27 protein-coding genes are annotated in these 24,054 nt (G+C 28.6%); 14 read left to right on the top strand and 13 right to left on the bottom strand.

All coding sequences use genetic code 11. The annotated features are described in order from the left end of the window. Window positions 1-10: 10 nt before the first annotated feature. The 7 genes from IC214_RS02655 (at window position 11) to IC214_RS02685 (ending at window position 3,948) form a co-directional block, all read left to right on the top strand. Window positions 11-748, top strand: coding sequence for an ABC transporter permease (locus IC214_RS02655; protein WP_227866191.1), 738 nt, complete (start codon window positions 11-13; stop codon window positions 746-748). 182 nt (window positions 749-930) lie between these two features. Then, window positions 931-1,101: a hypothetical protein gene (locus tag IC214_RS02660; RefSeq protein ID WP_227835887.1), complete on the top strand. Its 171-nt coding sequence runs from the start codon at window positions 931-933 to the stop codon at window positions 1,099-1,101. Between the two features lie 200 nt (window positions 1,102-1,301). Beyond that, window positions 1,302-1,793, top strand: coding sequence for a GNAT family N-acetyltransferase (locus tag IC214_RS02665; protein ID WP_227866192.1), 492 nt, complete (start codon window positions 1,302-1,304; stop codon window positions 1,791-1,793). Between the two features lie 192 nt (window positions 1,794-1,985). Beyond that, window positions 1,986-2,702, top strand: coding sequence for a hypothetical protein (locus IC214_RS02670; RefSeq protein ID WP_227483044.1), 717 nt, complete (start codon window positions 1,986-1,988; stop codon window positions 2,700-2,702). A 117-nt stretch (window positions 2,703-2,819) separates the two neighbouring features. Continuing rightward, the gene (locus IC214_RS02675) at window positions 2,820-3,335 is read left to right on the top strand and encodes a GNAT family N-acetyltransferase (RefSeq protein WP_255613107.1); all 516 of its coding nucleotides are present in this window, start codon (window positions 2,820-2,822) and stop codon (window positions 3,333-3,335) included. A 55-nt stretch (window positions 3,336-3,390) separates the two neighbouring features. Beyond that, window positions 3,391-3,648, top strand: coding sequence for a TfoX/Sxy family protein (locus IC214_RS02680; RefSeq protein ID WP_227433515.1), 258 nt, complete (start codon window positions 3,391-3,393; stop codon window positions 3,646-3,648). Window positions 3,649-3,663: 15 nt separating this feature from the next. Then, entirely contained in the window at window positions 3,664-3,948 is a 285-nt protein-coding gene (locus tag IC214_RS02685) for a DUF3795 domain-containing protein (RefSeq protein ID WP_227866193.1), read from the top strand. 162 nt (window positions 3,949-4,110) lie between these two features. Here the strand turns inward: IC214_RS02685 and IC214_RS02690 are convergent, their stop codons facing one another. From IC214_RS02690 to IC214_RS02730, 9 genes are all read right to left on the bottom strand, one after another. Then, window positions 4,111-4,356 carry a helix-hairpin-helix domain-containing protein gene (locus tag IC214_RS02690; protein ID WP_227866194.1) on the bottom strand — a complete coding sequence of 82 codons (246 nt, stop codon included), beginning with the start codon at window positions 4,354-4,356 and terminating at the stop codon, window positions 4,111-4,113. A gap of 432 nt (window positions 4,357-4,788) precedes the next feature. Continuing rightward, window positions 4,789-5,094 carry a hypothetical protein gene (locus IC214_RS02695; protein WP_227433518.1) on the bottom strand — a complete coding sequence of 102 codons (306 nt, stop codon included), beginning with the start codon at window positions 5,092-5,094 and terminating at the stop codon, window positions 4,789-4,791. Window positions 5,095-5,318: 224 nt separating this feature from the next. Next, entirely contained in the window at window positions 5,319-5,645 is a 327-nt protein-coding gene (locus tag IC214_RS02700; protein WP_413926628.1) for an MATE family efflux transporter, read from the bottom strand. 254 nt (window positions 5,646-5,899) lie between these two features. Next, a complete protein-coding gene (locus IC214_RS02705) occupies window positions 5,900-6,508 on the bottom strand; it encodes a class I SAM-dependent methyltransferase (protein WP_227866195.1) in 609 nt (202 codons plus the stop codon). Window positions 6,509-6,958: 450 nt separating this feature from the next. Beyond that, on the bottom strand, window positions 6,959-7,741 hold the full coding sequence (locus IC214_RS02710) for a helix-turn-helix domain-containing protein (protein WP_227866196.1): 783 nt from the start codon (window positions 7,739-7,741) through the stop codon (window positions 6,959-6,961). A gap of 396 nt (window positions 7,742-8,137) precedes the next feature. Next, on the bottom strand, window positions 8,138-8,581 hold the full coding sequence (locus tag IC214_RS02715; RefSeq protein ID WP_227866197.1) for a GNAT family N-acetyltransferase: 444 nt from the start codon (window positions 8,579-8,581) through the stop codon (window positions 8,138-8,140). 233 nt (window positions 8,582-8,814) lie between these two features. After that, entirely contained in the window at window positions 8,815-9,699 is an 885-nt protein-coding gene (locus tag IC214_RS02720) for a radical SAM protein (protein WP_227831384.1), read from the bottom strand. 34 nt (window positions 9,700-9,733) lie between these two features. Beyond that, the gene (locus IC214_RS02725; protein ID WP_227866198.1) at window positions 9,734-9,943 is read right to left on the bottom strand and encodes a DNA alkylation repair protein; all 210 of its coding nucleotides are present in this window, start codon (window positions 9,941-9,943) and stop codon (window positions 9,734-9,736) included. A 116-nt stretch (window positions 9,944-10,059) separates the two neighbouring features. Beyond that, window positions 10,060-10,596, bottom strand: coding sequence for a PadR family transcriptional regulator (locus IC214_RS02730; protein ID WP_227863160.1), 537 nt, complete (start codon window positions 10,594-10,596; stop codon window positions 10,060-10,062). Window positions 10,597-10,720: 124 nt separating this feature from the next. On the opposite strand from IC214_RS02730, the gene IC214_RS02735 reads away from it, so the two are divergent. From IC214_RS02735 to IC214_RS02760, 6 genes are all read left to right on the top strand, one after another. Further along, a complete protein-coding gene (locus IC214_RS02735; protein WP_227866199.1) occupies window positions 10,721-12,091 on the top strand; it encodes an MATE family efflux transporter in 1,371 nt (456 codons plus the stop codon). A gap of 361 nt (window positions 12,092-12,452) precedes the next feature. After that, entirely contained in the window at window positions 12,453-13,130 is a 678-nt protein-coding gene (locus IC214_RS02740) for a Crp/Fnr family transcriptional regulator (RefSeq protein WP_227433525.1), read from the top strand. A 578-nt stretch (window positions 13,131-13,708) separates the two neighbouring features. Next, complete coding sequence (locus IC214_RS02745) at window positions 13,709-15,121, top strand: DASS family sodium-coupled anion symporter (protein WP_227835872.1); 1,413 nt, start codon at window positions 13,709-13,711, stop codon at window positions 15,119-15,121. A gap of 36 nt (window positions 15,122-15,157) precedes the next feature. Beyond that, a complete protein-coding gene (locus tag IC214_RS02750; protein ID WP_227835871.1) occupies window positions 15,158-16,297 on the top strand; it encodes an amidohydrolase family protein in 1,140 nt (379 codons plus the stop codon). A gap of 14 nt (window positions 16,298-16,311) precedes the next feature. Continuing rightward, window positions 16,312-17,295 carry a hydroxyacid dehydrogenase gene (locus tag IC214_RS02755; protein ID WP_227433528.1) on the top strand — a complete coding sequence of 328 codons (984 nt, stop codon included), beginning with the start codon at window positions 16,312-16,314 and terminating at the stop codon, window positions 17,293-17,295. Window positions 17,296-17,328: 33 nt separating this feature from the next. After that, complete coding sequence (locus IC214_RS02760; RefSeq protein WP_227866200.1) at window positions 17,329-18,027, top strand: RraA family protein; 699 nt, start codon at window positions 17,329-17,331, stop codon at window positions 18,025-18,027. A gap of 126 nt (window positions 18,028-18,153) precedes the next feature. On the opposite strand, the gene IC214_RS02765 is transcribed toward IC214_RS02760, so the two are convergent. From IC214_RS02765 to IC214_RS02780, 4 genes are all read right to left on the bottom strand, one after another. Further along, complete coding sequence (locus IC214_RS02765) at window positions 18,154-20,043, bottom strand: sigma 54-interacting transcriptional regulator (RefSeq protein WP_227866201.1); 1,890 nt, start codon at window positions 20,041-20,043, stop codon at window positions 18,154-18,156. A gap of 813 nt (window positions 20,044-20,856) precedes the next feature. Continuing rightward, the gene (locus IC214_RS02770; protein WP_227866202.1) at window positions 20,857-21,771 is read right to left on the bottom strand and encodes a hypothetical protein; all 915 of its coding nucleotides are present in this window, start codon (window positions 21,769-21,771) and stop codon (window positions 20,857-20,859) included. Beyond that, on the bottom strand, window positions 21,758-22,513 hold the full coding sequence (locus tag IC214_RS02775; protein ID WP_227835869.1) for an ATP-binding cassette domain-containing protein: 756 nt from the start codon (window positions 22,511-22,513) through the stop codon (window positions 21,758-21,760). The genes IC214_RS02770 and IC214_RS02775 overlap by 14 nt, the downstream gene beginning before the upstream one ends. Continuing rightward, on the bottom strand, window positions 22,513-23,205 hold the full coding sequence (locus IC214_RS02780) for a GTP-binding protein (RefSeq protein WP_227433533.1): 693 nt from the start codon (window positions 23,203-23,205) through the stop codon (window positions 22,513-22,515). The genes IC214_RS02775 and IC214_RS02780 overlap by 1 nt, the downstream gene beginning before the upstream one ends. A gap of 190 nt (window positions 23,206-23,395) precedes the next feature. Here IC214_RS02780 and IC214_RS02785 point away from each other — a divergent pair, with 190 nt between their 5' ends. Continuing rightward, a complete protein-coding gene (locus IC214_RS02785) occupies window positions 23,396-24,046 on the top strand; it encodes a Crp/Fnr family transcriptional regulator (RefSeq protein ID WP_227433534.1) in 651 nt (216 codons plus the stop codon). Window positions 24,047-24,054: the final 8 nt, after the last annotated feature.

The raw sequence follows: 24,054 nt of genomic DNA on the forward strand, positions 1-24,054 counted from the left end.
AGGGATTTAAATGTTAAGAAAATCAGTTTTGGGAGAAATCCTAAAGTTAAAAAATTCTTTTATATGGTATATATTATTGGCTTTACCACTTCTAAGTGTGCTAATTGGTACTGGAAACTTTTATCTAAATCAAGATATCCTTAAGAAAGAATGGTATAGCTTGTGGACTCAAGTTAGTCTATTTTATGGTGAGTTTTTCTTTCCTATATTAATAGCAATCTTTTGTGCCTATGTTTGCAGACTTGAACATATGAATCATAATTGGAATAATGTAATGACACTTCCAATCAATTTAAAAAACATTTTTTTATCTAAACTTATAGTTATTTCAATACTTACGGCTATCACTCAAATTGTTTTCGTTATTTTTTACATAGTTGCTGGAAATATGATTGGATTTTCCCAAAGTGTACCTAATGAACTCACTGGCTGGATTGTTAAGGGTTGGATTATTTCCATTTCAATAGCTTCTATACAACTATACCTATCTATAAAGATTAGAAGTTTTGCTACTCCTATTGGTATCAGTCTTTGCCTTTCTCTATTTGGAATGGGCTTACTAATAGCACAACCTTCTATTGGTATATTTTTCCCATACTCTATGTTAGGAAGTGCTATGGGTATTATAAAACAATCTGCTTTAAACGTTAATGATACTATAGTTACAATATGTGTTGCACTTGCCACTACTATAATATTTTCTGAAATCGCTAAGAGAAACTTTAGAAAAAATGATGTTATATCTTAACCTTACAATAAAATTATATATGACAAGATGGTGTCATCCTCTTGTATTATAATAAATCAAGGATATACGATAAATAATTCAAATCACCTCTTGACCATCTAATCAATAAAAAAGACTTTCATGATGTAGTATGGTAAAATATAAAAAAGCTTGCCTATATTTTATGAGGAGGAAATATAACTATGCTTACATTTAGTGGAATAATCTTTTTATTAATACTAATACTCATAGCAGGTATACTTGTAGGTGTTATTAAAAAAAATAAACCAATATTAGTTACATCCTTAGTTACTTTATTAATTCTACTTACTACTATAATCATAATTTGGAATTCTATTCCAGATACATGGTAGTAAGATTATATAAAAATCACAACCGATAAAGTTGTAATCAACGAGTTATTATATTGGATGTTCTTTAATCTATAAACTTCTACTTTATATAGTATTACATAAATTTTTAAATATTAAAGTCAAGGAAAGCATTATACAGTTTCCGCATTATGTTAGCAAAGTATACAATTAGAAATTAGAATTGGTGAGGTGAATGAGTAATGTATTCATTACGAAAATTAGAAGAAAAAGATATTGAGATGGTTAAATCATGGTTATATCAAGAATATATTGTAAAATGGTTTGGGGATGCTTCTGATTGGTTAAATGAAATAAAAGGTAGAAATAATGAATATAACTTTATACATCATTTCATTGTTGAATCTGAACACAAAGCTATTGGTTTTTGCCAATATTATAATTATAATCAAAGTCCCCTTGAGGATTCAGAAATTCCACAACCCAATGGAACGTATGGTATTGACTATCTAATTGGTGAAAAGAATCTGTTGGGAAAAGGCATTGGAAAGCAGTTGGTAAAATTGATTTATGACAAAGTGATTGAAGAAAATAAAAACGTCGTTCGTATTGTAGCTGACCCAATAATCGAGGAAACAAGAACGAATGTAGCATCTATAAAAGTTTTAGAAGCAAATCAATTTTGTTATGATGAAAAATCTAATCTATATAAAAAAGATATAAAAGATATATAAGTAAATTTAATTTTGTTCAATTGATATCTGTTTAAATAGCTTAATATTTACATATCAATATTGGTATTTAATTATCGATAATATTTATATAACTGAATATTTACACATTAATATTAATGTATAACTATCTATACATGTACTAAATCTTGATACTTCTATTTAAAGATTTTTGATATAATTTGGAGGCAATAAATGAACACTATAGATTATGAAGATAGCAAAATAACAGAACTTTGGAATGAATATGCAAATACAAGAAATACAGGATTAAAGAAATTAGCAAACAAAAAACTAGACTTTTTAATCGACTACATATTAAAATTACCTGAAAATAAACAAAAGCATTTTGTTACATATATTTGTAAGGAGCGTTTTGATAAAAACAACATAAAAGAATTTCAACAACCTTTAGTGGTCAAATTAATTTTTCCAATAGTTGAAAAAGCTGTTTTAAATAAAGAAATGCCTTTTCTTAGGTGGGGATATCAATTAAATCTATTTATTTCTTTAAATAAAGAGAATTATGATAAATATAGATACTACTCTTCTGAGGATATGCTAAAAGATGCTTTAAAATTAGATGACACAGATATTAAATCTGTCGAACTATTATTAAATAAATATATAGATGAGTTATGGTTTGCTTCTCATCATATACAAGAAAGTGTAATTCTAAACCCTAAAAAAAATATTAAAGAAGATTTAGAGGAATTAGATAGACTACTTACAAAATATAAAGGAAACCTAGATTATTATGATGAATATTTAAAAGAAAAAACATACTATCAAGAATTATATGACTTATGGTTTCAATATGATGAAAGTAGCAAAAAAATTTCCTTTCCTGAATGGTTAAAAATTAGAGGATATAACTATTCTTGGTGTAATGCATTTTATTATGAAAAGTGATAAAACTATTGATAAGGCTATAGTACACTGCTATTTTCATTTTCTAGAATTAACCTTAATAGAATTAGCTTTAATATAACAGATAAAAAAATTTAATCCACAGGAGTATAAATTAAAATGATAATTAGACAAGAAAAAGCCAGTGACAAAGATAAAGTATATGAAGTTATTAAAGCTGCATTTACAAATGAAGAATCTTCTGACCATGATGAACAAAACCTTGTTAATCGATTAAGAAATAGTACTAGCTTTGTTCCAGAACTTTCACTTGTTGCTGAAGATGATGGAGATATAGTTGGGCATATTCTATTTACAGAAATAAAGATTAAAAATGATGTACTACTTGCACTAGCACCAGTAGCAGTTTCTCCAAGTGTCCAAGGCAAAAAAATAGGTTCAAAGTTAATTGAAGAAGGACATAAAATTGCAAAGTCAAAAGGATATAAAGGTTGTGTAGTTTTAGGTCATGACAAATATTATCCTAAGTTTGGCTATCAAGTAGCAAGTAAGTTTAATATAAAAGCTCCATTTGAAGTGCCAGATGAAAATTTTATGGCTATAGAGCTACTAGACAATGGATTGAAAGAAGTGTCTGGTACTGTAGAATATGCAAAGGAATTTTTTGAACAGTAGTTATAAACTATGATTGGTAATTCTATTTAATATTTAAGATATAAGGAGTGATATAATGGGTGAACTTTCTAAATTACCAAATATAGGTCCTGTAGTTGAAGGTCAATTAAACCAAGTTGGAATCACAACCTATGAACAGTTAAAGGAAATAGGTAGCAAGCAGGCATGGTTAAAAATAAAATCTATTGATGCTTCTGCATGTATTAACCGTCTATATTCACTAGAAGGTGCAATTCAAGGCATCAGAAAAAGTCAATTATCTTCAGATGAAAAGGAAGAATTAAAAGAATTTTATAATATATTTAAGTGTTAGAAAAGGAGAGTTTATATGTTTGAATCAAGATGTGGTGTACTCTGTAACAGTTGTGCAAGAAAAGAGAAAGTAAATTGTAAAAGATGTACTCAAATGAAAGGTCCATTTTGGGGTGGTGAATGTAAGGTTAAAACTTGCTGTGAAAGCAAAGAACTTAATCATTGTGGAGAATGTGATACTTTTCCTTGTGATATGCTTTCAAATATGGGGAAAGAGCAAGGTTTTGACCCTACAATAAAGATTGAACAATGCAGAAAATGGCTAGCTGAAGAAAAATCTTTAAATGATTCTCTTAATTAATTTAATTCATTGATTGAAATACATATTATGTTAAGATACATATGATGAGTGAGGTATTATAAAGGAGCTAAATAATAGTTTTAATTATTAACTGATATTTAACTCTTTTATAATCACTCTTTAGTCCTTCATAATTATTCTTTAGTCTTTTATAATTATTCTTTAGTCTTTCCAATACCACCACTTTAGTTTTTCTGGGTCTGGGTTTTCTGTTGATGCAAAATATATTGCACAGCGGTATACATATAGTTGACATTTATCTATATGTTGCCCACTCATTAAGCATTCTTTTTGGTACAACTCTTCTGGATTGGCATCTTTAAGGGATTCAATTGTTGTATATCCCAACATTATTAGGTCTTTTTCAGTTTCCTTTCCTACCCCAGGAATTTTTCTCAATTCTCCCATGTTATACCTTCTTTCTAGGATATGTGTTTTTATATTTTATTGTATATTAAATATTATTTTTATGCTACATCTAATATTGAAATTTCATAGTACTTAATTTATATTTTTTAATATAAATTAATAACGCTGACTAAATTCTACTTTTTTGATATAAAATATTATTATTGTATGCTTTTTAATAAAATACATTACTTAGTTATAACCTAAGTGATACCAAACACCAAGAACTTAGTATCTAAAGCCACATTTTTATAACCAAAGACCCCTTCTTTTATACCCTGTTCTACAATTAGAATTTTATTAAAGCTATTGCACTAAAAAAAGAAACCACATTCTGTTTTTGTATAGAATATAGTTTCTTGAACTTTAAATACTTAAAAGCAATATTTTATTTATTTTTTGAATTTTCTAATTTTATAGTAGACAACTTTATTAGTTAACTCTTAAATTTTTATCTTCTCTACAAAACTTTCTTCTTATTAAGAAATATGCAGAGATTACAACAAGCTCTATCGCTAAAAATATACCATAAGTAGCTATAGAATCTATGCTGTCTATACCATTTCTAAAGAAAACTAATGCTATTCCTGCTGCTATAATTCCTATAGCATTTTTACCTATAGCATTCTGACCAAAACCATAAAAAGAAGGGAAGTTTCCTTTTATCTCAACAAATGTCAAAATTAATCCAATTACTATAAACAATACTCCTACAACTTCCATAATCATACTAGCCATTTTACACCCTCCTCATTAGAGAATTAACCACTACTATAAAAATAGCTTGCTTTTATAATTACATTATATATTCAATTGAACATTTTTGGAAGTATTAGTTAAAAATAATTTTATATTCTATTTAAATATATCTTTTATATTAAAATCATCTCAATTTTTATATAAATATTAATCTAACCTTTATAGTTTTATAAATTAAACAGGTTTAGCATAACCATCTTCTATTATAACTTGACCAATATTTTTAAGATGGATGGTAACAATAGCTCAATAACTCCAGTAATAATCAATGAAAATATTATTGATACCAAAAACGAAGTAGAAATCAAACTTTCTGCTTTTTTATGCTCTTTTGCCCCAATTACTTGCGAAAGTAAAATAGATATACCATTTGTAGCCCCAATAGCTATAGATGTCAGAGTTAAAATAATTGGCGTGGAAGTTGTAAGTACTGCCATAGCAGTCTCTCCTAATAAATTACCAATCCATATACTGTCTACTAGATTATATGCCATGTTTAAAAACATAGCTACTATTAATGGCAAAGACATCTTTGTTATACATTTTTTTTATCCTCTGTGATAAAATCCATTTTTGTACTCATGTGTCCTTCTCTTTATGAATGAATTTCATTCATTAATTAATTTTAAAAAATACCTGAGATTTAAACAGGTTTGAGTTAAAAATTTACAAAATTATAAAGTATCATATGTTTTATTTTTTATGTATTTTTTTATGTTTTATGTTTTATTTTATGTAATTTTCTTTATATGTTTTTCTCTATGTGTTTTTCTTTTATACTTTCTTATTTTATGCTAGTCACAATATATGAAGTATGATTCACGCTCTTCCACACAATGTTTCTAAAATCTACAGCTAACAATTTACATATTTCTTTTTCTGAGTACATTTTTACATCTCCATCTTTATTGTACTTCATAAAAATATTTATTATATGTCTAAATAAAAATGGTTGCCAGCAGTCACAAATTATTAGGGTTCCTTCTGGCTTTAATACCCTACAAACCTCTGACAATACCTTATCTGGTTTAGGATAATGATGAAAAGAATCATTACAATATACAACATCAAAAAATTCATTTTCAAATGGCAAATACTCTGAATCTCCTAAAACTAAGGTAGCATTCCCTTTTAGTTTATTTTTTGCTATATTTAGCATATTCTCAGAAATATCAATTCCATAAGCCTTCTTCCTACAATCTTCATTTAAAATAGCTTGCAATACTGCTCCTGTTCCACACCCTAAATCTAAAATAGTATCATATGAAATATCTGAAAGTGTTTTAAGTAAAACTGGATAAAGATTTCTTGCATGTTGTCCCTTTATATCTTGGTCATAGGTATCTGCTTGATTATTAAATGTTTTTCTTGATTTTTCTTTTATATTTGTCATATCTAAACTCCTCCTTTCTTGTATTGTTCACAGTATATCATGGGTAATTCTTCATGTCAATGAATGATATTCATTCACTTGCAATGTTAATATAACTATATTAAGTTATCTATAGTTATATTAACATTCATTTATACTATGTGTATTATGATTAAGTTATATTATGCATACGATTCTTAAATTATACTATGTGTATTACGTTTAAGTTCCATCATTCACATTTTTCTTAAATTATGCTATATATATTATCTTTTTTTGGTCAATTTGACCTTTTTATATTTTTTCTTTCTCTCTTCTAACTCTTATAAAATAATACTAAAATAAAGTATCATAATAATTACTCATACTTATCATACATTTTGCTGTTTTATCGTGACCTTTTATCCTGTCTCTGTAAATTTCACAATTAATACCTTGCCCTAACTAGCTCCTACCTTTAAAAATTTACTTTTAGAACCTATCAATTTTATTCTTTAATTTTCTCTTTACTTTAAAGATAAATCGGTCACAATACTGTTCGTTTTTTACCAACAGCTCATATGCATCCATAATCCCAATGGATTGTACGAAACCAAAAATACCAACTGCCAATCCCAAAAATACAAGTAAATGATATTCTGCCCATTCAATGTACCCTTTAACTGTTACTGCTATAATAAGAATACCAACCACAAACAAAAATGTACTTGGGATAGCAACTAACTTATATTTTTTCTTGATTGAAATATATTCCTTTGATAATTCTTTCAAAAACTCATAATCAAATAACAGTGGCTCTTTTCTCAAGATTTTATAATCTTCTTGTTCTGCAAACATTCCAAGTATAACAGCACCAATACCTAAAACAACACAAACTGCAATTCCCAAAATACGCCAACTTGTATGAGTTGGAAACATTACATAAGGAATACCTGCTAATGCCCAAAACAAAAAACCTAACCCCAAATATTTGCATTCTCTTTTCTCATTGATAAGATAACCCCTTGCCACTTCCTTGCTTACATAATATCCCTTTTCATTTGCTCCTTTTATTGATTTCTCCTCTTTTAATAAAAAATCAGTTGATACTTCAAAAATATTAGATAGTAGTAAAAGTTTTTCTGTTTCTGGAAATCCCTGATTGTTTTCCCACTTACTAACCGCCTGTCTTGTTGTTCCAACTTGTTCTGCAAGTGCTTCCTGTGATAATCCTTTTTCTTTTCTTAACTTAAATAATTTTTCACCAAAATTCATATATTATTACCTCCTGTGATTTGATATCCAAATATTATCAAACTATACTGTTAAATTCTATATTTTAAGAAATGCACATTGTCAACTTTAAGTTGCACTCATGTAATTTGTTGCTAAAACATGATTTTGTAATAATTTTGCCTCTCTTTTTGTATTATAGCATCAATGGAAATCTAAATCCTTTCCTTTATATTTTGAAAGTAATATTTATCAAAATATGATTTTATTAAGTGTATAACCATTTGATTAACAATAGGTTTTTTGCAAACTATTCTCTAATATACTGTTTTATAGTAATAGAAAAGCACATCTTTTCAGACATGCTTTCTGCAACACTTTATCTACTTTATCACGATTCTTTATTTTATATATAACACTTTATCTTCTCATTAGCATCTAGAATTTATATTCTAAATACAGCATATCCACACATTGAGATTCCCCTTCAAAAATTGGCTCTGGATAATTATCTATAAAAAAGTTTTTAATCTTATGTGAATAAACAAATCCAAATTTCTCATAAAACGGGATTCCACTTTCAGCTGTACCCACAACCATTGATGAATACTGTTCACTATAAACATCTAAAATATGATTTATCATCTTTGATGCATAACCCCTATTTTGAAAATGCTCATATGTAGCAATATTTTTTAATTCACAGGTTTCTTTAGAAATTTCAATTACAACTGCTATACAAGTAAGTTCATCATTATCATATAGAGCATACATAATGCCTTTATCAAGATACTTATCAATCATTACCTCATATGGGTCAGCCAGCAATAAAAGGTCAATATGACCTTTTTTATTTTCATCTATAGTTTTTATTTCTATCATATATATCCCCCCTTCCTTTTAACATATATTTCCTTTATGTATTTAATACACTTCACTATCCTTTACATATTTGATACACTTAACTAAATGATAATACAATTGAAACATTGAATAATTATTACTATCTAATTTCATTGTATTTATTGTTTTTTAGTTTTTACTTTTTACTTTTTGCTATTTAATTTATAATAGAATACATTTTTAGAAGAATGAAGGTAATTGCAACTTACAGCTTAAAAAAACTTTAATTGCATATCTGATTTCTTATACGCTTCTATAATATCTTTCATCTCTGTCAAAATACCATAACGAGCACATTCTTTTTTTAGCACTTGTTCACATCTCTTTCCATTCAAGCTAGGACATACATAATTTAAGCCATACGTTTTTTGATACTGAAATACTAGTTTTGGTGATATATTTTTTAAATGCTTATAAAAAAATTCTCTCTGACCATTACGCATTGTCATTCCATACATACAATAGATAAACTTTGCATTAGCCTTATGTGCTTTTTCAACAATTGCTCTTATTTCATTCTCATTGTCAGTCAAAAATGGTATCAAAGGTGTCAATAATATACCACAAAATATTCCAGCATCATTGAGCTGTTTTACTGCTTCAAATCGTTCAGAACTTAGACTCACATTAGGCTCTATTTTCTTTGCTAACTCATCATTTGCAGTGGTTATAGTAACTTTGACAATAGCAGAATTGTTTCTTGTTATTTCCTTCAAAATTGGTATATCTCTAACTACCAAACTACTTTTTGTATCAATAGATACTCCAAAATGATTTTCTGAAATTAAATTCAAGGCTTGTTGAGTAATGCAAAGGTCTTTTTCAAAAGGATTGTATGTGTCAGACATAGCTCCAATACCAACAACTCCTTTTTTTCTCTTTGAACGTAGCTCCTTTTTTAGAGTTTCTATCACATTTTCCTTATATCTCACTTGGTCAAAATTTTCTATGTTGTATACTGTGCTACGACTGTCACAATAAATACAACCATGAGGACAACCACGATAGAGATTCATATTATAATCAATCCCAAACCATCTTGAGTTGTCAAATTTAACTTTCTGTAAAATTTGTTTTGCTGGTATGCTTTTAATCATTATCTTATCCCTAATTCCATCATATAATTTTTTGTTATCTATTGGGATATCTTGTAATCAATACAAATCCTACTCTTTTCAAGAAAATACTATTACACTTTGTCCATCTTGTTATAAGTGGCTGTACATAAGGAGTATTTTCAAATAAGTTTTGGCAGGATAAGTCGTAAATATCCAATGAATAAAATTCAGATGACCATTTTCTAATTTGTTTCTTAATTGCTTGTAGTAGGTCATCAATCATTTTAGTCAAAATCCTAGCTTCATAATATCCATTTTACCACAATGAGATTGCTAATTCAGATTGCTAATTCATGATGACCTTTATATTACTTTGCAATCTCTCTTAGATGAGTGAGGTTAACCTCTTTCACTGTCAACATCTAGAATAGCCTTTAGAGAATTCACCCATGTTTCTAATGTTTGAGCTAATACCAATTGCTGGTCTAAAATAGCCTTACCTGTTTCTGGTACATTCGATTTTGTATTTATATTTTCCTCTATATACGACTTCAATACTTGTATATTTTCTTCAATACTATTAAGACACAACTTTTGCTTTTCTGGTGTAAGACTGTATAAATTTACTATTACAGCATTGAAATCCAGAAAAATATTTACTGGCTTTGAAGCTGTATCAAACATTAAGTCTAAAAAATGTTTTTCACCCAATTCTGTTAAAGAGTAAATTGCTTTTTCTGGCATTCTCCCCTCTCTTACAATTGTGCTTTGGATATAACCTTTTTCTTCTAGTTGAATTACCTTCTTATAAATTGATGGTGTACTGATTTTAACCCAACGTGATATATTTCTATATTCCACCACTTTTTGAATATCATAAGCACTCTTAGGCTGTTGCTTTACTATACCCAGTACAATTAAATCTATCGTTGCCATAAAAATTCTCCTCTCGTTTTCTCTCTATTGACAAATACTATAATTTATAGTAGCATTTTCTTTATTACTATAATTTATAGTATTATATTTTAGAGCTAATGTCAATAGAAAGGGAGTGTTTAGCATGAAAGAAAGCAACAAAAAAATTGAATTATTAGGGTCTGCCCCAATACCAAAAGCCTTGTTATCTATGGGATTACCTACTATGATAGGTATGATGATAACTGCATTGTACAATTTGGTAGATGCATACTTTGTAGGTGGTCTTGGAACAAGTCAAATGGGTGCTATATCAGTTGCATTTCCACTAGGTCAGATTATTGTGGGATTAGGATTATTATTTGGAAATGGAGCTGCTTCCTACATTGCCAGACTCCTAGGTCATGGAGATAAGGAAAAAGCAGGCAAAGTTGCTAGTACAGCTATTTACAGCAGTATAATAGTTGGTATATTATTTATTATTGTCATTATGATTCTTCTCAATCCTGTTTTAAAATTATTAGGAGCTACAAAAAGTATTATGCCTTATGCAATGTCTTATGCTAGTATCTATGTCGTATCATCTATTTTTAATGTATTTAATGTCACTATGACTAATATTGTCACAAGTGAAGGAGCTGCTAAAACAACCATGTGCGCTATGCTATTAGGTGCATTGCTTAATATAGTTTTAGACCCAATATTCATTTATACCTTTGGCATGGGTGTAAAAGGTGCTTCCATTGCAACTGCTCTTTCTCAGATGATTTCAACACTTGTTTATATCAGGTACATTTTTAGCAAGAAAAGTATGTTTAGTTTTAGAATTAAAGAATGTTGTTTTTCAAATGAAATCATGTCAGAAATTTTAAAGATTGGTGTACCTACTTTAATATTCCAGTTATTGACTAGTCTCGCTATCACATTAACTAATATGGAAGCTACAAAATATGGTGACTCTGTGATAGCTGGAATGGGTGCAGTAACACGAATAATGTCTTTGGGGAGTCTTATCGTATTTGGGTTTATAAAAGGCTTCCAACCAATTGCTGGTTATAATTTTGGCTCAAAGAACTATGATAGATTACATCAAGCAATAAAAACATCTATAGCATGGACTACTCTATTTTGTGTAGTACTTGGTCTTGTAATGGTGTTTTTTCCAACAGCTATAATTTCACAATTTACAAGTGGTGATGTGTTATTAATTGAAAATGGTAGTAAGGCTCTTAGAGCAAATGGATTTTCATTTATGTTATTTGGTTTTTATACAGTATATTCTACATTGTTCCTTGCACTAGGAAAAGCAAAGGAAGGTGGGTTACTGGGTATGTGTAGACAAGGTATATGTTTTATTCCTATAATCTTGATTATTCCTATATTTTGGGGATTAAATGGTATTTTATATGCACAACCAATAGCTGATTTTGCTGCTGCAATAATCGCAGGTTTTATGGCAATAAAACTACATAAAGAGCTTCATACTTTAAAAATAAATTCTATTTCTTCTAAGTAAATATACTTCAAGATATGTTCTAGTTATACAAATCTAATATATATATTAGTTATACAAATCTACCATCAGAAAAGATATAAAATTATTTCATGCATTTTGTAGGCTCAAAGAATTGTATGATAAATTCATTATCAAACAGCTCTTTCAGCTTACAAGATATGTATATTATAATTCATTAATTTACATGCTTAATATGACTTAATCTACTTACAAATAGGCAATAATATATATTAACATATATTTTCTACACAAATCATACTATTAATATACAATTGAATAATCCTTTTTCACAAACTACTTGTTATTTTATCTATTCACTTGTATTATTGGATTATAATTATTTTAGGAAAGGAATAACTATATGCTTTCACAAAACGATATTGATATACTTACACAAAGTTTATCTTTTTGGGATAAACTCACTGACTCACAAAAAAGCTTATTAATCTCTTCAGCCAATATATCCCACTTTAAAAAAGGAAACTCAATTCATTGTGGTGATAGTGATTGTATTGGTATTTTGATTATAAAGTCTGGAACAATACGTACATACATACTTTCAGATGAAGGGCGTGAGGTGACACTTTTCCGTCTTGATAATGGTGATGTATGTATCTTATCAGCATCATGCATTCTAAACACAATAACTTTTGATGTATATGTGGATGCTGAGACAGATTGCGATATTATACAAATTAGTTCTTCTGTTTTCTCAAAATTGTCTACAGAAAATATTCACGCAGAATTGTTCTCATATAAGCTAGCCACTGAACGTTTTTCTGATGTTATGTGGGCAATGCAACAAATCCTTTTTATGAGTTTTGATAAGCGTTTGGCATCTTTTTTAGTTGATGAAATAACTAAAAACAATAATACTACTATAAATATGACTCATGAGCAAATTGCTAAGTATATGGGAAGTGCTAGAGAAGTTGTGTCTAGAATGTTGAAATATTTTGCTAGAGAAGGTCTTGTATCTCTATCTCGTGGTGGTGTAAAAGTATTGGATAAAGATAGACTTCGTTCTTTAACATTATAAGGAGATGTTTCAAAATAAGAATTTGAATCATCTCCTTTTTATCTCCTTTTCATCTCTTTCTTCAACTTCTTCTTTAAAATTTCCACTTTTATAAATACTCATAAATTTAATTTGAACTTTTATTTGCTAATAAAATAGCTTAGTTTTACTTCTATTAGTAATATGAAATAAGTAGTAATATGAAATAAGTTTAAATTTTTTTTAAAGTTTACTCTTATGATTAGTATAACTTACCTGCGACTTTACCTGAAACTTCTCTATCCATTTCATCAAGAATATAAGAATATATATCTTTTATTGTTATGTTAACAATTCAAACACTATATTTCAATCGGAAATATTGCATTTCAAATTGAAATATTATATTTCTATTTGAAATATAATATAAAGAAATATAATGTTATTTTATCAAACTAGAAAAAAATATTTTAATAAAATTGTATCAAAGTAATTTGATTAACAGTTAAATTACAATAAATCACATAAAAAAACAAATAAAATATTATTAATCTAAAAAGTTGGCATATTTCGTGCTTTTATAATTTAGTATAAATCTAAAATTAAATAAGGAGAAGAAAATGAATAAAAAACAGTTGATGAAATTCTTACTTGTTGCAGCTATACCAATAATTATATGGAATTTACCTGCACCACAAGGATTAAAAAAAGAAACTTGGGATATTGTTGCTTTATATCTAGGTTTACTAGCAGGTCTTATTATTAAACCATTTAAAGAACCAATCATTACTTTAATCATTGTAGGTGTAGCACTTATGTTTATGGATGAGTCAATACTACTTCATGGATATTCAGATAAGATGACTTGGTTTTTAGTTGTTGTAACTATTGTCTGTACAGCTTTTGTAAAGACAGGATTAGGAAAACGTATGGCATACAACCTTTTGCTAAGAGCAGGAGATTCTACCTTAGGACTTGGATACCTAATGATGATAAGTGATTTAATACTTAGCCCTGCTACAGGTTCAAATTCATCTAGAACAACTATTATCTACCCTATATTTAGAAATATAGCAGAAGGTGCAGGTTCTAAACCTGATGATGAACCTAAAAAATTAGGTGCATATTTAACAGTATTAACATATGTAGTATCTCAAGGAACAGCAGCATTATTTTTGACAGGTATGGCAACCAATGCGATAACAGTTTCTTTGGCAGCAAGTATGTTAGGTGTTAACTTAACTTGGGGAACTTGGTTTATGGCATCAATCGTACCAGCAGGTTTATTCTTACTAGTAGCACCACTTATAGTATATAAGATATACAAACCAGGTTTAACTCATTTAACAGATATTAAACCACAGATAAGAAAAGATTTGGAATCATTAGGTACTATTACAAAACATGAAAAGATACTAGTTGTATTCTTTATTCTTGCAATTCTTGGATGGATGTTTGGTGAAAAAATACCTTTTGTAAACTTAAATATGCAAGTAGTAGGATTTGTATTCTTAGCATTAGTTCTTATAGCAGGTATTTTAGATTGGGATGATGTTATTGGTGCTAAAGGAGCATGGAATATATTTATATGGTATGGTGCATTTTATGGTATTGCTGGCTCATTAGCTGATGCAGGTTTTTACACTTGGTTAGCTGATAAATTAGGTACAGTATTAAATCTATCAGATGTAAATGGATTATTAGTTACAATAGTACTATTGTTAGTGAGTTTGGCAGTTAGATACTTCTTTGTATCAAACAGTGCATTTGTAGCATCTTTTTATCCTGTACTATTTGCAATAGTTTTATCTACTAAGGCAAATCCGATGGTAGTTACATTATTACTAGCATTCTTTGCAAGTTATGGAGCTTTATTGACTCATTATGGAAATGGAGCTGGTCTTATAGCCTTTGCATCAGGATATGTATCTCAAAAAGATTTCTGGAAAGTAGGCACTATCATGGTAATGGTTGCATTAGCAATATTCTTAGTAATAGGATTACCTTACTGGAAAATAATTGGATTATGGTAAGTACACATTAAATTTATATATTGGAGATGAATAATTATGCTAGATTTACTTATTGTAAATGGACATGTAGTAGACCCTAAAAATAATGTAAATGGCAATAAAACAATTGCTATATACAATGGAAAAGTAACTGAATATAAACATGGTGATAAGGCAAAACACACAATAGATGCAAGAGGTAAATTTGTTTTTCCAGGGCTGATTGATGCACATGCTCATATGTTTGCAGATGGAACTGAAATTGGTATATATCCAGATAGCACATATCTTCCAACAGGCGTTACTAGTGCAATTGATTGTTCAGCAGGAGTAGCAAACTACCAACTCTTTAAATCTTCAATTGTGGCTAGAAGTAAAGTAAATATAAAAAGTTTCTTACAAGTTTGTTCAGCGGGATTAGTAACTACTAGCTATCATGAATGTATTGACCCAAAGTATTTCAATCATGAAAAAATAGAACGAATATACAATGAAAATAAAGATAATATATTAGGTCTAAAAATAAGATTAAGTGAAAATTTAGTAGAAGGTCTAGGAATAGAGCCATTAAAGGAGACTATTAAAATAGCTGAAAAAATAGGATGCCCTGTTGAGGTGCATTGTACAAATTTACCAGTTCCTACAGAGGATGTGTTAAATATCTTAAGACCAGGAGATATATTTGAACATGTATATCAAGGTGTTCAAAACACTATCCTCGACTCAAATGGCAATTTATACGAATGTGTAAAGAAAGCAAGAGAAAGAGGAATCATATTTGATACAGGAGAAGGTAGAAAACATGGTGATTTTGAAGTCATGCAAAAAGCAAAAGAACAAGGATTTATAGCTGATATTTGTAGTACAGATTTGGTATTGGAAAGCATGTTTAGAAGACCTATATTCTCTCTACCAAATCTTATGTCTAGATACATATGTATGGGAATAAGTCTATATGATGTTGTAAAAATGACAACACAAAATCCAGCTAAACTTATGAAAATGGAAAATCAGATAGGATGTCTATCAGAAGGTGCAAATGCAGATGTAGCAATATTTGACATTATGGATGTTAAACAAACTTATACAGATTGGAAAGGTAGTAAATTCGAGGCAGATAAATTATTAAAAACAGAAATGACAATTAAAAATGGATTTATAGTATATTGTGCCCCAGATTACATATATGAAAATTAATTAGGAGGAAAAAAATGGGTTGGAAAATATTATTACCACAAGAAATAATGCAAGAAGGAAGAGATTACTTAGAAAGTAGAGGACATGAACTGATAACTGGTTCAGGCATGGAGACTAAAGATATAATAAATGATATAAAAGGTATTGATGCAATTATAGTTAGGTTATCTAAAATAACAAGAGAGGTATTTGAAGCTGCTGATAACTTAAAAGTAATAGTACGTCATGGAGCAGGATTTGATACTGTAGATTTAGATGCAGCAAAAGAATTTGGTGTTCAAGTATTGTATTGTCCAGTAGCAAATAGTACTTCTGTTGCAGAAGTAACACTAATGTATATGTTATACTGCTCTAGAAATTATACAAAAGTAAGAAAAAGTTTTATAGATGACTATTATAAAGCTAAGCTGAGAACTCCTAAATGTGAGCTTGATGGAAAAACTGTAGGAATTATTGGATGTGGAAACATAGGTTCAAGAGTTGCTAAGATGTGTATGGATGGATTCAATATGAAAGTGGTTGCATATGACCCATATAAACCATCTAAAGACTTCCCACAAGGTGTAGAAGTAACTAGAGATATAAGCAAAATATATAAAGAAAGTGATTTTGTTTCTGTTCACTGTCCAACAACTTCTGTCACTAAACATTTTATAGGAAAAGAACAGTTTAGTATGATGAAAGAAACAGCATTTTTTATAAATGCAGCAAGAGGAAGTGTTGTAGATGAACAAGCTTTATATGAAGCATGTAGAGATAATATTATAGCAGGTGCTGGCTTAGATGTATTACAACAAGAGCCAGTAGATTCTAAAAACCCTATATTGTATTTAGATAATGTTGTAGTATCTCCTCATATAGGAGCAGCAACTAAAGAAGCTACTAATAGAGCCTCTTTACACTCTGCAATTGGAGTTAATGAGGTATTTGAAGGCAAAAACCCTACTTGGCCAGTAAAATCAATAGATTGGGACAATGCAACGATATACAATGATTAGTAAACAATAAACACTTATTAGGAGGAACTTAAAATGACAATAGGAAATAGAGTATATTTAAAAAGAGATTTACCAGATAAAGAACTTGTAAAAAGATTTAGTGTATTACCAGCAGCTAATGTAGGAGATTGTATGTATAGGTCAAGTGCATTAAGTTCAGAAATAAAGTTAATGTCTTCACCAAAAAACAAAATGTGTGGAGTTGCGTTAACAGTAAAATCAAGACCAGGAGATAATTTAATGCTTCATCAAGCTCTTAATATAGCTCAAGAAGGCGATGTAATAATACTATCTAATAATGGAGATAGAACACAAGCCATCATGGGAGAAATCATGTACAAATATCTTGCAGATTTCAAAAAAGTATCAGGAATTGTAATAGATGGTCCAATAAGAGATATTGATGTTATATCAAAGTCTAGTTGTCCAATATATGCTACAGGAACTACTCCAGGTGGCCCATATAAAGAAGGTCCTGGTGAAGTGAATGTACCTATATCTATAGGAGGAATTGCTGTTAATCCAGGAGATATAATATTAGGAGACAAAGATGGTGTAATCGTAATCCCTAAAAATGATGCAGTAGACCTTATTGATAAAGCAGAAGCAAATGCTAAACAAGACCATGCTAAAGTGGTAAAGGCTTCTGAAGGAACTGCAAATAGAGAATGGGTAAATAAGACATTAGAAAAAAAAGGTGTACAAATTATAGATGATGTTTACAGAGTTTAGTAATAAATGACTTCTACTCTATGTATATAAAATATTTATATATAAAAATTTTAAAATAGCAGGTGCTGTTACATAACGATTCTAAATTGTTATGTAACAGCCTCTTTTATTTTATTCAATAAATATTTAATCTGAAAGTTGATACTTTTTAAGTTTACGCCAAAGAGTAGTAGTACTGATACCCAACTGACTTGCAGTAACAGATTTTACTCCATTATTTTTCTCTAACGTCTCAAGAATTAATTTTTTTTCATAATCTACGATTTTATTCTCTTCCAAAATAGGAGAATAATCTATTGTAGGAGTTAAACTTATATCCTTTCGAAAATGTGGCTCAGAAGTTAAAATTTCAGAAACTAAGTACTCATCTATAAAATTATCATCACACATAACTACTAGTCTTTCTACTATATTTTTTAATTGTCTTATATTACCAGGAAAGTCATATCTACTTAAAATTTTAAGTGCAGAATCAGATATTGACACTGGTTTGTTATAATGAGATATAATAGCATATGTAAGTTGTTCGATATCTTCTTTTCGCTCTCTAAGAGGAGGTAAATCTAACTTCAACACACAAAGTCTGTAAAATAAATCTTCTCTAAAATTATTATTATCAATCTGCTCCACTAAATCTTTATTAGTAGCTGTTATAACTCTTACATTAATAGGTACAACTTTAGTATCCCCTATTCTAGTTACTTCCCTCTCCTGTAATACTCTAAGTAGTTTGACTTGAACATCTTTAGAAATTTCTCCAATTTCATCTAAAAATATAGTCCCATTATGTGCCAATTCAAAGACACCTGCTTTCCCTTCATTTCTAGCACCTGTAAAAGCTCCCTTTACATATCCGAATAATTCACTTTCAAGTATATTTTCAGGTATAGCTGCACAGTTTATAGCCACAAAAGGTCCATTAAATCTATTGCTATAGTTATGAATACTTTGAGCAAATATTTCTTTTCCAGTACCAGATTCACCAGTAATTATGATTGTAGAATTAGATTTAGCAAATTTCTTAGCCATGTTTACCGAGTGCATTAATGCATCACTTGAACCCAATATATCGTTAAAATTGTTCTTTGCACAATGAGATTTTGAAATTAAACTCTCTCTTATTTCTTTTTCTGTTGATTGAATATTTTCGATATCTTGTATGGTTGCAACACATCCAAAATGCAAACTATCAATTATAATCGGGAAACAATCAAATGTAAGGGAAGAACCTTTAAAATTAATTATATTGTTACATAGAGAGTGCCCATTTTTTAGTGAATCTGAAATATCACCAGAAGTTAAATAATCTTTTATAAATTTATCAACTTGGTTAAATAGTAACCTTTTTGCTTGATTATTTATAAAAAGTGGTGAGTGATTTTTATCAATGGCAATTATACCACTATGTGTACATTCTAGAATTTCTTCTGTAATAGAGTTATTTATTCTCTTTTCAATTCCTATGTTATATAGATGAATTGCTTCATTGATAGACGCATGAATAGAAGACTTTTCAACTTCAGTCTCTATACAGAGTTTATTGTATTTAGAGGTGATTTCTTTTGTTGTTTTACCACCTATGAAAATCTCAGTGCCATTATCAATTAATTCTTTTATTGTATCTTCAAATTCAGAAAGAGAATTTAACTTAGGTATTTCTAAATCAAAATTGGAGATTTCTTTAAATCGTTTAGCAGTTTTATATGATGATTCTAAACCTATAAATCCTATTTTTGAAGAATACTTAAGTGCTTTTTTATATGAATAAAATATGTCTTCGTATTTGTATCCAACATCTACTATAGGAATTGAGACATGTTTACGCAATAAATCAACATTTTGTCCACGAGTAATTATTACTTTAGTGCCTAAGTTAATTATGTTATCTGCTAGTTCTATAGTTTCTTTACCTGTAGCAATGTATGATGGAATTTTTATATGTAATTCTTCAAGTACTTCATATACAGTATCTGAAAATAACTTAGAGGGAGCAATGACTACTATCTCATTTTTCATATCATAAAACCTCCTTTTGTTAGTCTATTTTTTATATTATTTTTTCACACAAAATAATGTCTTCAGAGTGACACTCAATTTTCTACTCACAGGATTTTAAAAATATTCACCTCAGAATTACTTTACTATTTACTTTTGCAGTAATTTTCTCAATTGAAATTGTTTTTCTTTCAAAATCTACATTCTCCCATGACGGACGTAATATTTTGGATGTTCTCATACCCAGACTAATATTTAAGTTTATGTGAAGTTCTAATTCAGTATCTTTGCATACTTCTAATAGTTTTATTATTTACTCTTCATCATAATTTTTATTTTAAATTTGTTTTGATTTAACTAAATCTACTCCTTTAGTTGGATTCTTATCATTTTTAAATCAAAAACACTTTCAAATACAAGTTTCATTATATGGATGTAAATTTTTAATGACTTGGAACTTAGTATATCTGATAAATTATTCACATAACGATATATATGTATTGTATCAATATCTTATACTCTCATTTTACCATGATAAAAGGTGATGTCTCAAAATAAAAATTTGAATCTTCTTCTTTTTTTATATAAAAACAGAAAAGGAGTTCCTAAGAACCCCTAATCTATATGATAATTGCTCTGTTAAAAAACAAAACTCACATTATAATTATATCGACTATGAATATTATAATTAATCGACAGTACCATTAGACATTGAAACAATTCTCCTCTAAGATGATTCAATAAAATTACTTAGCCTAATTATATATATCCATAAATATAAAATACTATTAGTCACAAACAATAATATACAAACAATAAGTAAAAATAAATATATTATATATACATATTATAAACCTCAAAAAATTCTTCAGTCGTAACTGTATCTAACCATTTTTTAGAAGGATATAAAAACTTATACTGATTATCTTTAATAAGACTATCATCTATAGTATCATAGATGCAAGATAGTAATGATGCAGACTTCACAAAAGAATTACAAAACTCCTTAGATACAAGAGATTTTAATACATCTAACATAGTCTTTTCGTCTAATGATTTACTTGCAGTAATATAAGATGGCAATGCTATAGCCCCATCATCAGGATATGACATAAATAAATCTTCATTATTAGCACGCTTTGCATATATACTAGGAGTTATAGCTAATCTATCCGAACCATTTTTTACATCATTAAATGATTGTATTGGCATATCTAGTATAGTTGAATTGGACAAAAATCTCTCTACATACTCTTTTCCATACCTACTCCAAATGGCTTTAACAACAGATTTCGCACCAGAGTTATTTATACCACCAATGACAGTTTTTGTATCAGTGTCAATTACGTTTTTTATAGAATCTATCAAACCCTTGTAATTCTGGTTATAAGAAAATACTAATGGTATAACTAAAAATGGAAGTAATCTTTCATCAAAATATATAGATGATGATTTAATCTCACTCTTAATATTGAAATAATTCGATAATGGATATAAGTTACTTGAAAACTTTGAATAGATATTCTTGTCTTCATACACTTCTAAATCTGTAGAAACTATAATATCTGGAATTAAAGCGTCTGTTTTTTTTAAATATTCATTAAGTTTGTAAGGATAACCTATACCAAAATAAGTTACCTCTAAATTAATATCCTTCTCTTTTAAAGACATAATTAAATTATCTAAATAGTTTTTCTCATATTTATGAAGTATACAAATATTGCTCCAATACAACCTAACATTTTTCATGAAGAGTCTCTCCTTTTCTTAATTTATATTGACATTCTAGTTGAAATTCATATATATCTTTAAGTTTGCCTAAGATTTCTTTTTCTTCGTTAGTCTTATTGATTACTTTGAAGATTGAACCATTTTTCATTATTATACGCTTCTCTGCTATAAGTGCTGTATGAGGGTCATGAGTAACTATAAAAATCAGTTTATCACTTCTCAATAAGATGTCTAAAGCAACATTTTTATTTATTCCAGCATTCTCTATTTCATCTATCAAAACAATAGGATTATTTGAAATGAGAGCAACATCTGCAATCATTAAGGCACGTGTCTGTCCCCCACTCAATGATGTAAGGTCTTGAGATAGGGAAATAGGTTCTGCTGTTATGGAATTTGCTACATCTAATACTTCTTTTATTGAGACAGAAGTATTGTTTTTACATTCTTTATGTATAACTAAAAATTCCTCGACTGTAGAATCAAGAACAAACCTCATATTTTGGCTAAGATGAGAAATGAGATTTGTAGAAAATTTATTTCTTTCCTCAATAGCAACTTCCATATTATCAATGACTACTTTTCGATTAGTCAAAGAATCTTTATTGACAAACTGCTCTATATCTTTGATTAACCTGCTTTTACCAGAACCAGTATTACCTACAATGGAATAAATATGACCTCTATAAAAAGTTAGAGATTCAAAGTTCTCTGTATTACCAAGTTTGTTTTTTCCAGGATATATGGTTATACTTTTCATTAAAATTCACCTCTAAAATTCATTTTAGAAACTATGCCTTGTTGGAATTCATCACCAATTCTACATTCTCCAATACAATAAGAACACACCCCACTTGGCATTGTATGTCTCAATAAATGTTCGTCATTGTTTAGAATATTAGCATTGTTTATATAGTTTGAAATTAGCTCTACACCAAAACCAACTAATCCATCTATAAAGAATATATTAGAATTAGGATTTATTTTTTTTATATTGAATGATATTATCTCTCTTTCTGCTTGTGATACCATGTCTATTTTACTTAGAACTATGGCATCACTTTCACTTAACATAGGACCTAGTTTTTGAGGAGTCTTAAAGCTAGATGTACAATCACATACACAAATGTGTAGTGTTTTATTTGTTGCAGGTGAACACCTATTGCAAAGCCCAGCAGTTTCTATTAGTAAAATATCGCTACTTTTATTTTTAGCCCAAAGTATAAGTTCGTTTATGTTTGATATAAGAAAATGGTCTGGACATATGTCTTTACTAAGTCCAACAATATAAGGTATATTCAATTTTTTATATATTAAATCATCATCAGTAGCTAGACAATCTATCTTACATATTGAAGGGTTAAGCCCATTAGACTTAAGATATGGAATTAAATGTTTTATTAAAGCGGTCTTCCCTACAGAGGATGACCCAGAAATTAATATAGTTTTCATGGCTTATGTAAAGTCTCCTTTCATATTTTGTTAAGAGATATGATAGCATTAAAAACTACTAAAAATTGTATCAGATGAGACAATTAATAAATAAACTTGATTGAAAATAATTATCAATATTATTGAATTTTGGTAAATACTGTGATATTATTGCAATCAAAGTGAATATTTATCAGAAAAGGTGATGACTTTGAATGAGAAGGAAGTACTAATAAATAGTAAGTTATTTTCTGAAAGATACATTGTAGAAGATAAGATAAAAGCAAAGAGTTATAAAAAAGGTCAATTTATAAGTGATTTTTTTGATAAAGAATATTATGTAGGTGTAGTTAAAGCAGGACAAGTATCCATCTATTGTATATCGAGTGATGGAACTGAAGTTAACATGTCTATTCTAAAGGAAGGAGATGTTTTTGGAATTTCTAATATATTTGATGAAGAATCCTTAGATACTGTACTAAAATGCAAAAGTGATGTTTATGTAGTTTTTTATCCAAAAAAATGCTTTATAGATATGATGAAGTTGGACATTTCTGTAGCTTTAGAGTATTCAAGATATTGTAATAGAAAAATACAATTTTTACTGAGAAAGATAGAGTTTTTAAATATACAGTCTAGTAAAAAGAAAGTTATTGAATATTTACTAGAAAAAACTAGTAAAAATGACACTATCCTATTAGAATGTTCTAAAGAGGAGTTAAGTAAAAGGATTAGTGTAAGTCGAGCATCTTTATATAGGGAATTACAATCATTACAAAATGAAAATTGTTTAGAGTTTGGTAAAAAGTGTATAAAAATATTGAATAAAGAAAAGTTAACACAAATTCTATATGAAATATAAACTTAAAT

The sequence above is a fragment of the Clostridioides sp. ES-S-0190-01 genome, assembly GCF_020658275.1.
Classification (GTDB): Bacteria; Bacillota; Clostridia; order Peptostreptococcales; family Peptostreptococcaceae; genus Clostridioides.

Bases quoted from the DNA above. Each gene is read 5' to 3' on its own strand.
- IC214_RS02655 (WP_227866191.1), top strand. From the start codon at position 11: ATGTTAAGAAAATCAGTTTTGGGAGAAATCCTAAAGTTAAAAAATTCT.
- IC214_RS02660 (WP_227835887.1), top strand. From the start codon at position 931: ATGCTTACATTTAGTGGAATAATCTTTTTATTAATACTAATACTCATA.
- IC214_RS02665 (WP_227866192.1), top strand. From the start codon at position 1,302: ATGTATTCATTACGAAAATTAGAAGAAAAAGATATTGAGATGGTTAAA.
- IC214_RS02670 (WP_227483044.1), top strand. From the start codon at position 1,986: ATGAACACTATAGATTATGAAGATAGCAAAATAACAGAACTTTGGAAT.
- IC214_RS02675 (WP_255613107.1), top strand. From the start codon at position 2,820: ATGATAATTAGACAAGAAAAAGCCAGTGACAAAGATAAAGTATATGAA.
- IC214_RS02680 (WP_227433515.1), top strand. From the start codon at position 3,391: ATGGGTGAACTTTCTAAATTACCAAATATAGGTCCTGTAGTTGAAGGT.
- IC214_RS02685 (WP_227866193.1), top strand. From the start codon at position 3,664: ATGTTTGAATCAAGATGTGGTGTACTCTGTAACAGTTGTGCAAGAAAA.
- IC214_RS02690 (WP_227866194.1), bottom strand. From the start codon at position 4,356: ATGGGAGAATTGAGAAAAATTCCTGGGGTAGGAAAGGAAACTGAAAAA.
- IC214_RS02695 (WP_227433518.1), bottom strand. From the start codon at position 5,094: ATGGCTAGTATGATTATGGAAGTTGTAGGAGTATTGTTTATAGTAATT.
- IC214_RS02700 (WP_413926628.1), bottom strand. From the start codon at position 5,645: ATGTCTTTGCCATTAATAGTAGCTATGTTTTTAAACATGGCATATAAT.
- IC214_RS02705 (WP_227866195.1), bottom strand. From the start codon at position 6,508: ATGACAAATATAAAAGAAAAATCAAGAAAAACATTTAATAATCAAGCA.
- IC214_RS02710 (WP_227866196.1), bottom strand. From the start codon at position 7,741: ATGAATTTTGGTGAAAAATTATTTAAGTTAAGAAAAGAAAAAGGATTA.
- IC214_RS02715 (WP_227866197.1), bottom strand. From the start codon at position 8,581: ATGATAGAAATAAAAACTATAGATGAAAATAAAAAAGGTCATATTGAC.
- IC214_RS02720 (WP_227831384.1), bottom strand. From the start codon at position 9,699: ATGATTAAAAGCATACCAGCAAAACAAATTTTACAGAAAGTTAAATTT.
- IC214_RS02725 (WP_227866198.1), bottom strand. From the start codon at position 9,943: ATGATTGATGACCTACTACAAGCAATTAAGAAACAAATTAGAAAATGG.
- IC214_RS02730 (WP_227863160.1), bottom strand. From the start codon at position 10,596: ATGGCAACGATAGATTTAATTGTACTGGGTATAGTAAAGCAACAGCCT.
- IC214_RS02735 (WP_227866199.1), top strand. From the start codon at position 10,721: ATGAAAGAAAGCAACAAAAAAATTGAATTATTAGGGTCTGCCCCAATA.
- IC214_RS02740 (WP_227433525.1), top strand. From the start codon at position 12,453: ATGCTTTCACAAAACGATATTGATATACTTACACAAAGTTTATCTTTT.
- IC214_RS02745 (WP_227835872.1), top strand. From the start codon at position 13,709: ATGAATAAAAAACAGTTGATGAAATTCTTACTTGTTGCAGCTATACCA.
- IC214_RS02750 (WP_227835871.1), top strand. From the start codon at position 15,158: ATGCTAGATTTACTTATTGTAAATGGACATGTAGTAGACCCTAAAAAT.
- IC214_RS02755 (WP_227433528.1), top strand. From the start codon at position 16,312: ATGGGTTGGAAAATATTATTACCACAAGAAATAATGCAAGAAGGAAGA.
- IC214_RS02760 (WP_227866200.1), top strand. From the start codon at position 17,329: ATGACAATAGGAAATAGAGTATATTTAAAAAGAGATTTACCAGATAAA.
- IC214_RS02765 (WP_227866201.1), bottom strand. From the start codon at position 20,043: ATGAAAAATGAGATAGTAGTCATTGCTCCCTCTAAGTTATTTTCAGAT.
- IC214_RS02770 (WP_227866202.1), bottom strand. From the start codon at position 21,771: ATGAAAAATGTTAGGTTGTATTGGAGCAATATTTGTATACTTCATAAA.
- IC214_RS02775 (WP_227835869.1), bottom strand. From the start codon at position 22,513: ATGAAAAGTATAACCATATATCCTGGAAAAAACAAACTTGGTAATACA.
- IC214_RS02780 (WP_227433533.1), bottom strand. From the start codon at position 23,205: ATGAAAACTATATTAATTTCTGGGTCATCCTCTGTAGGGAAGACCGCT.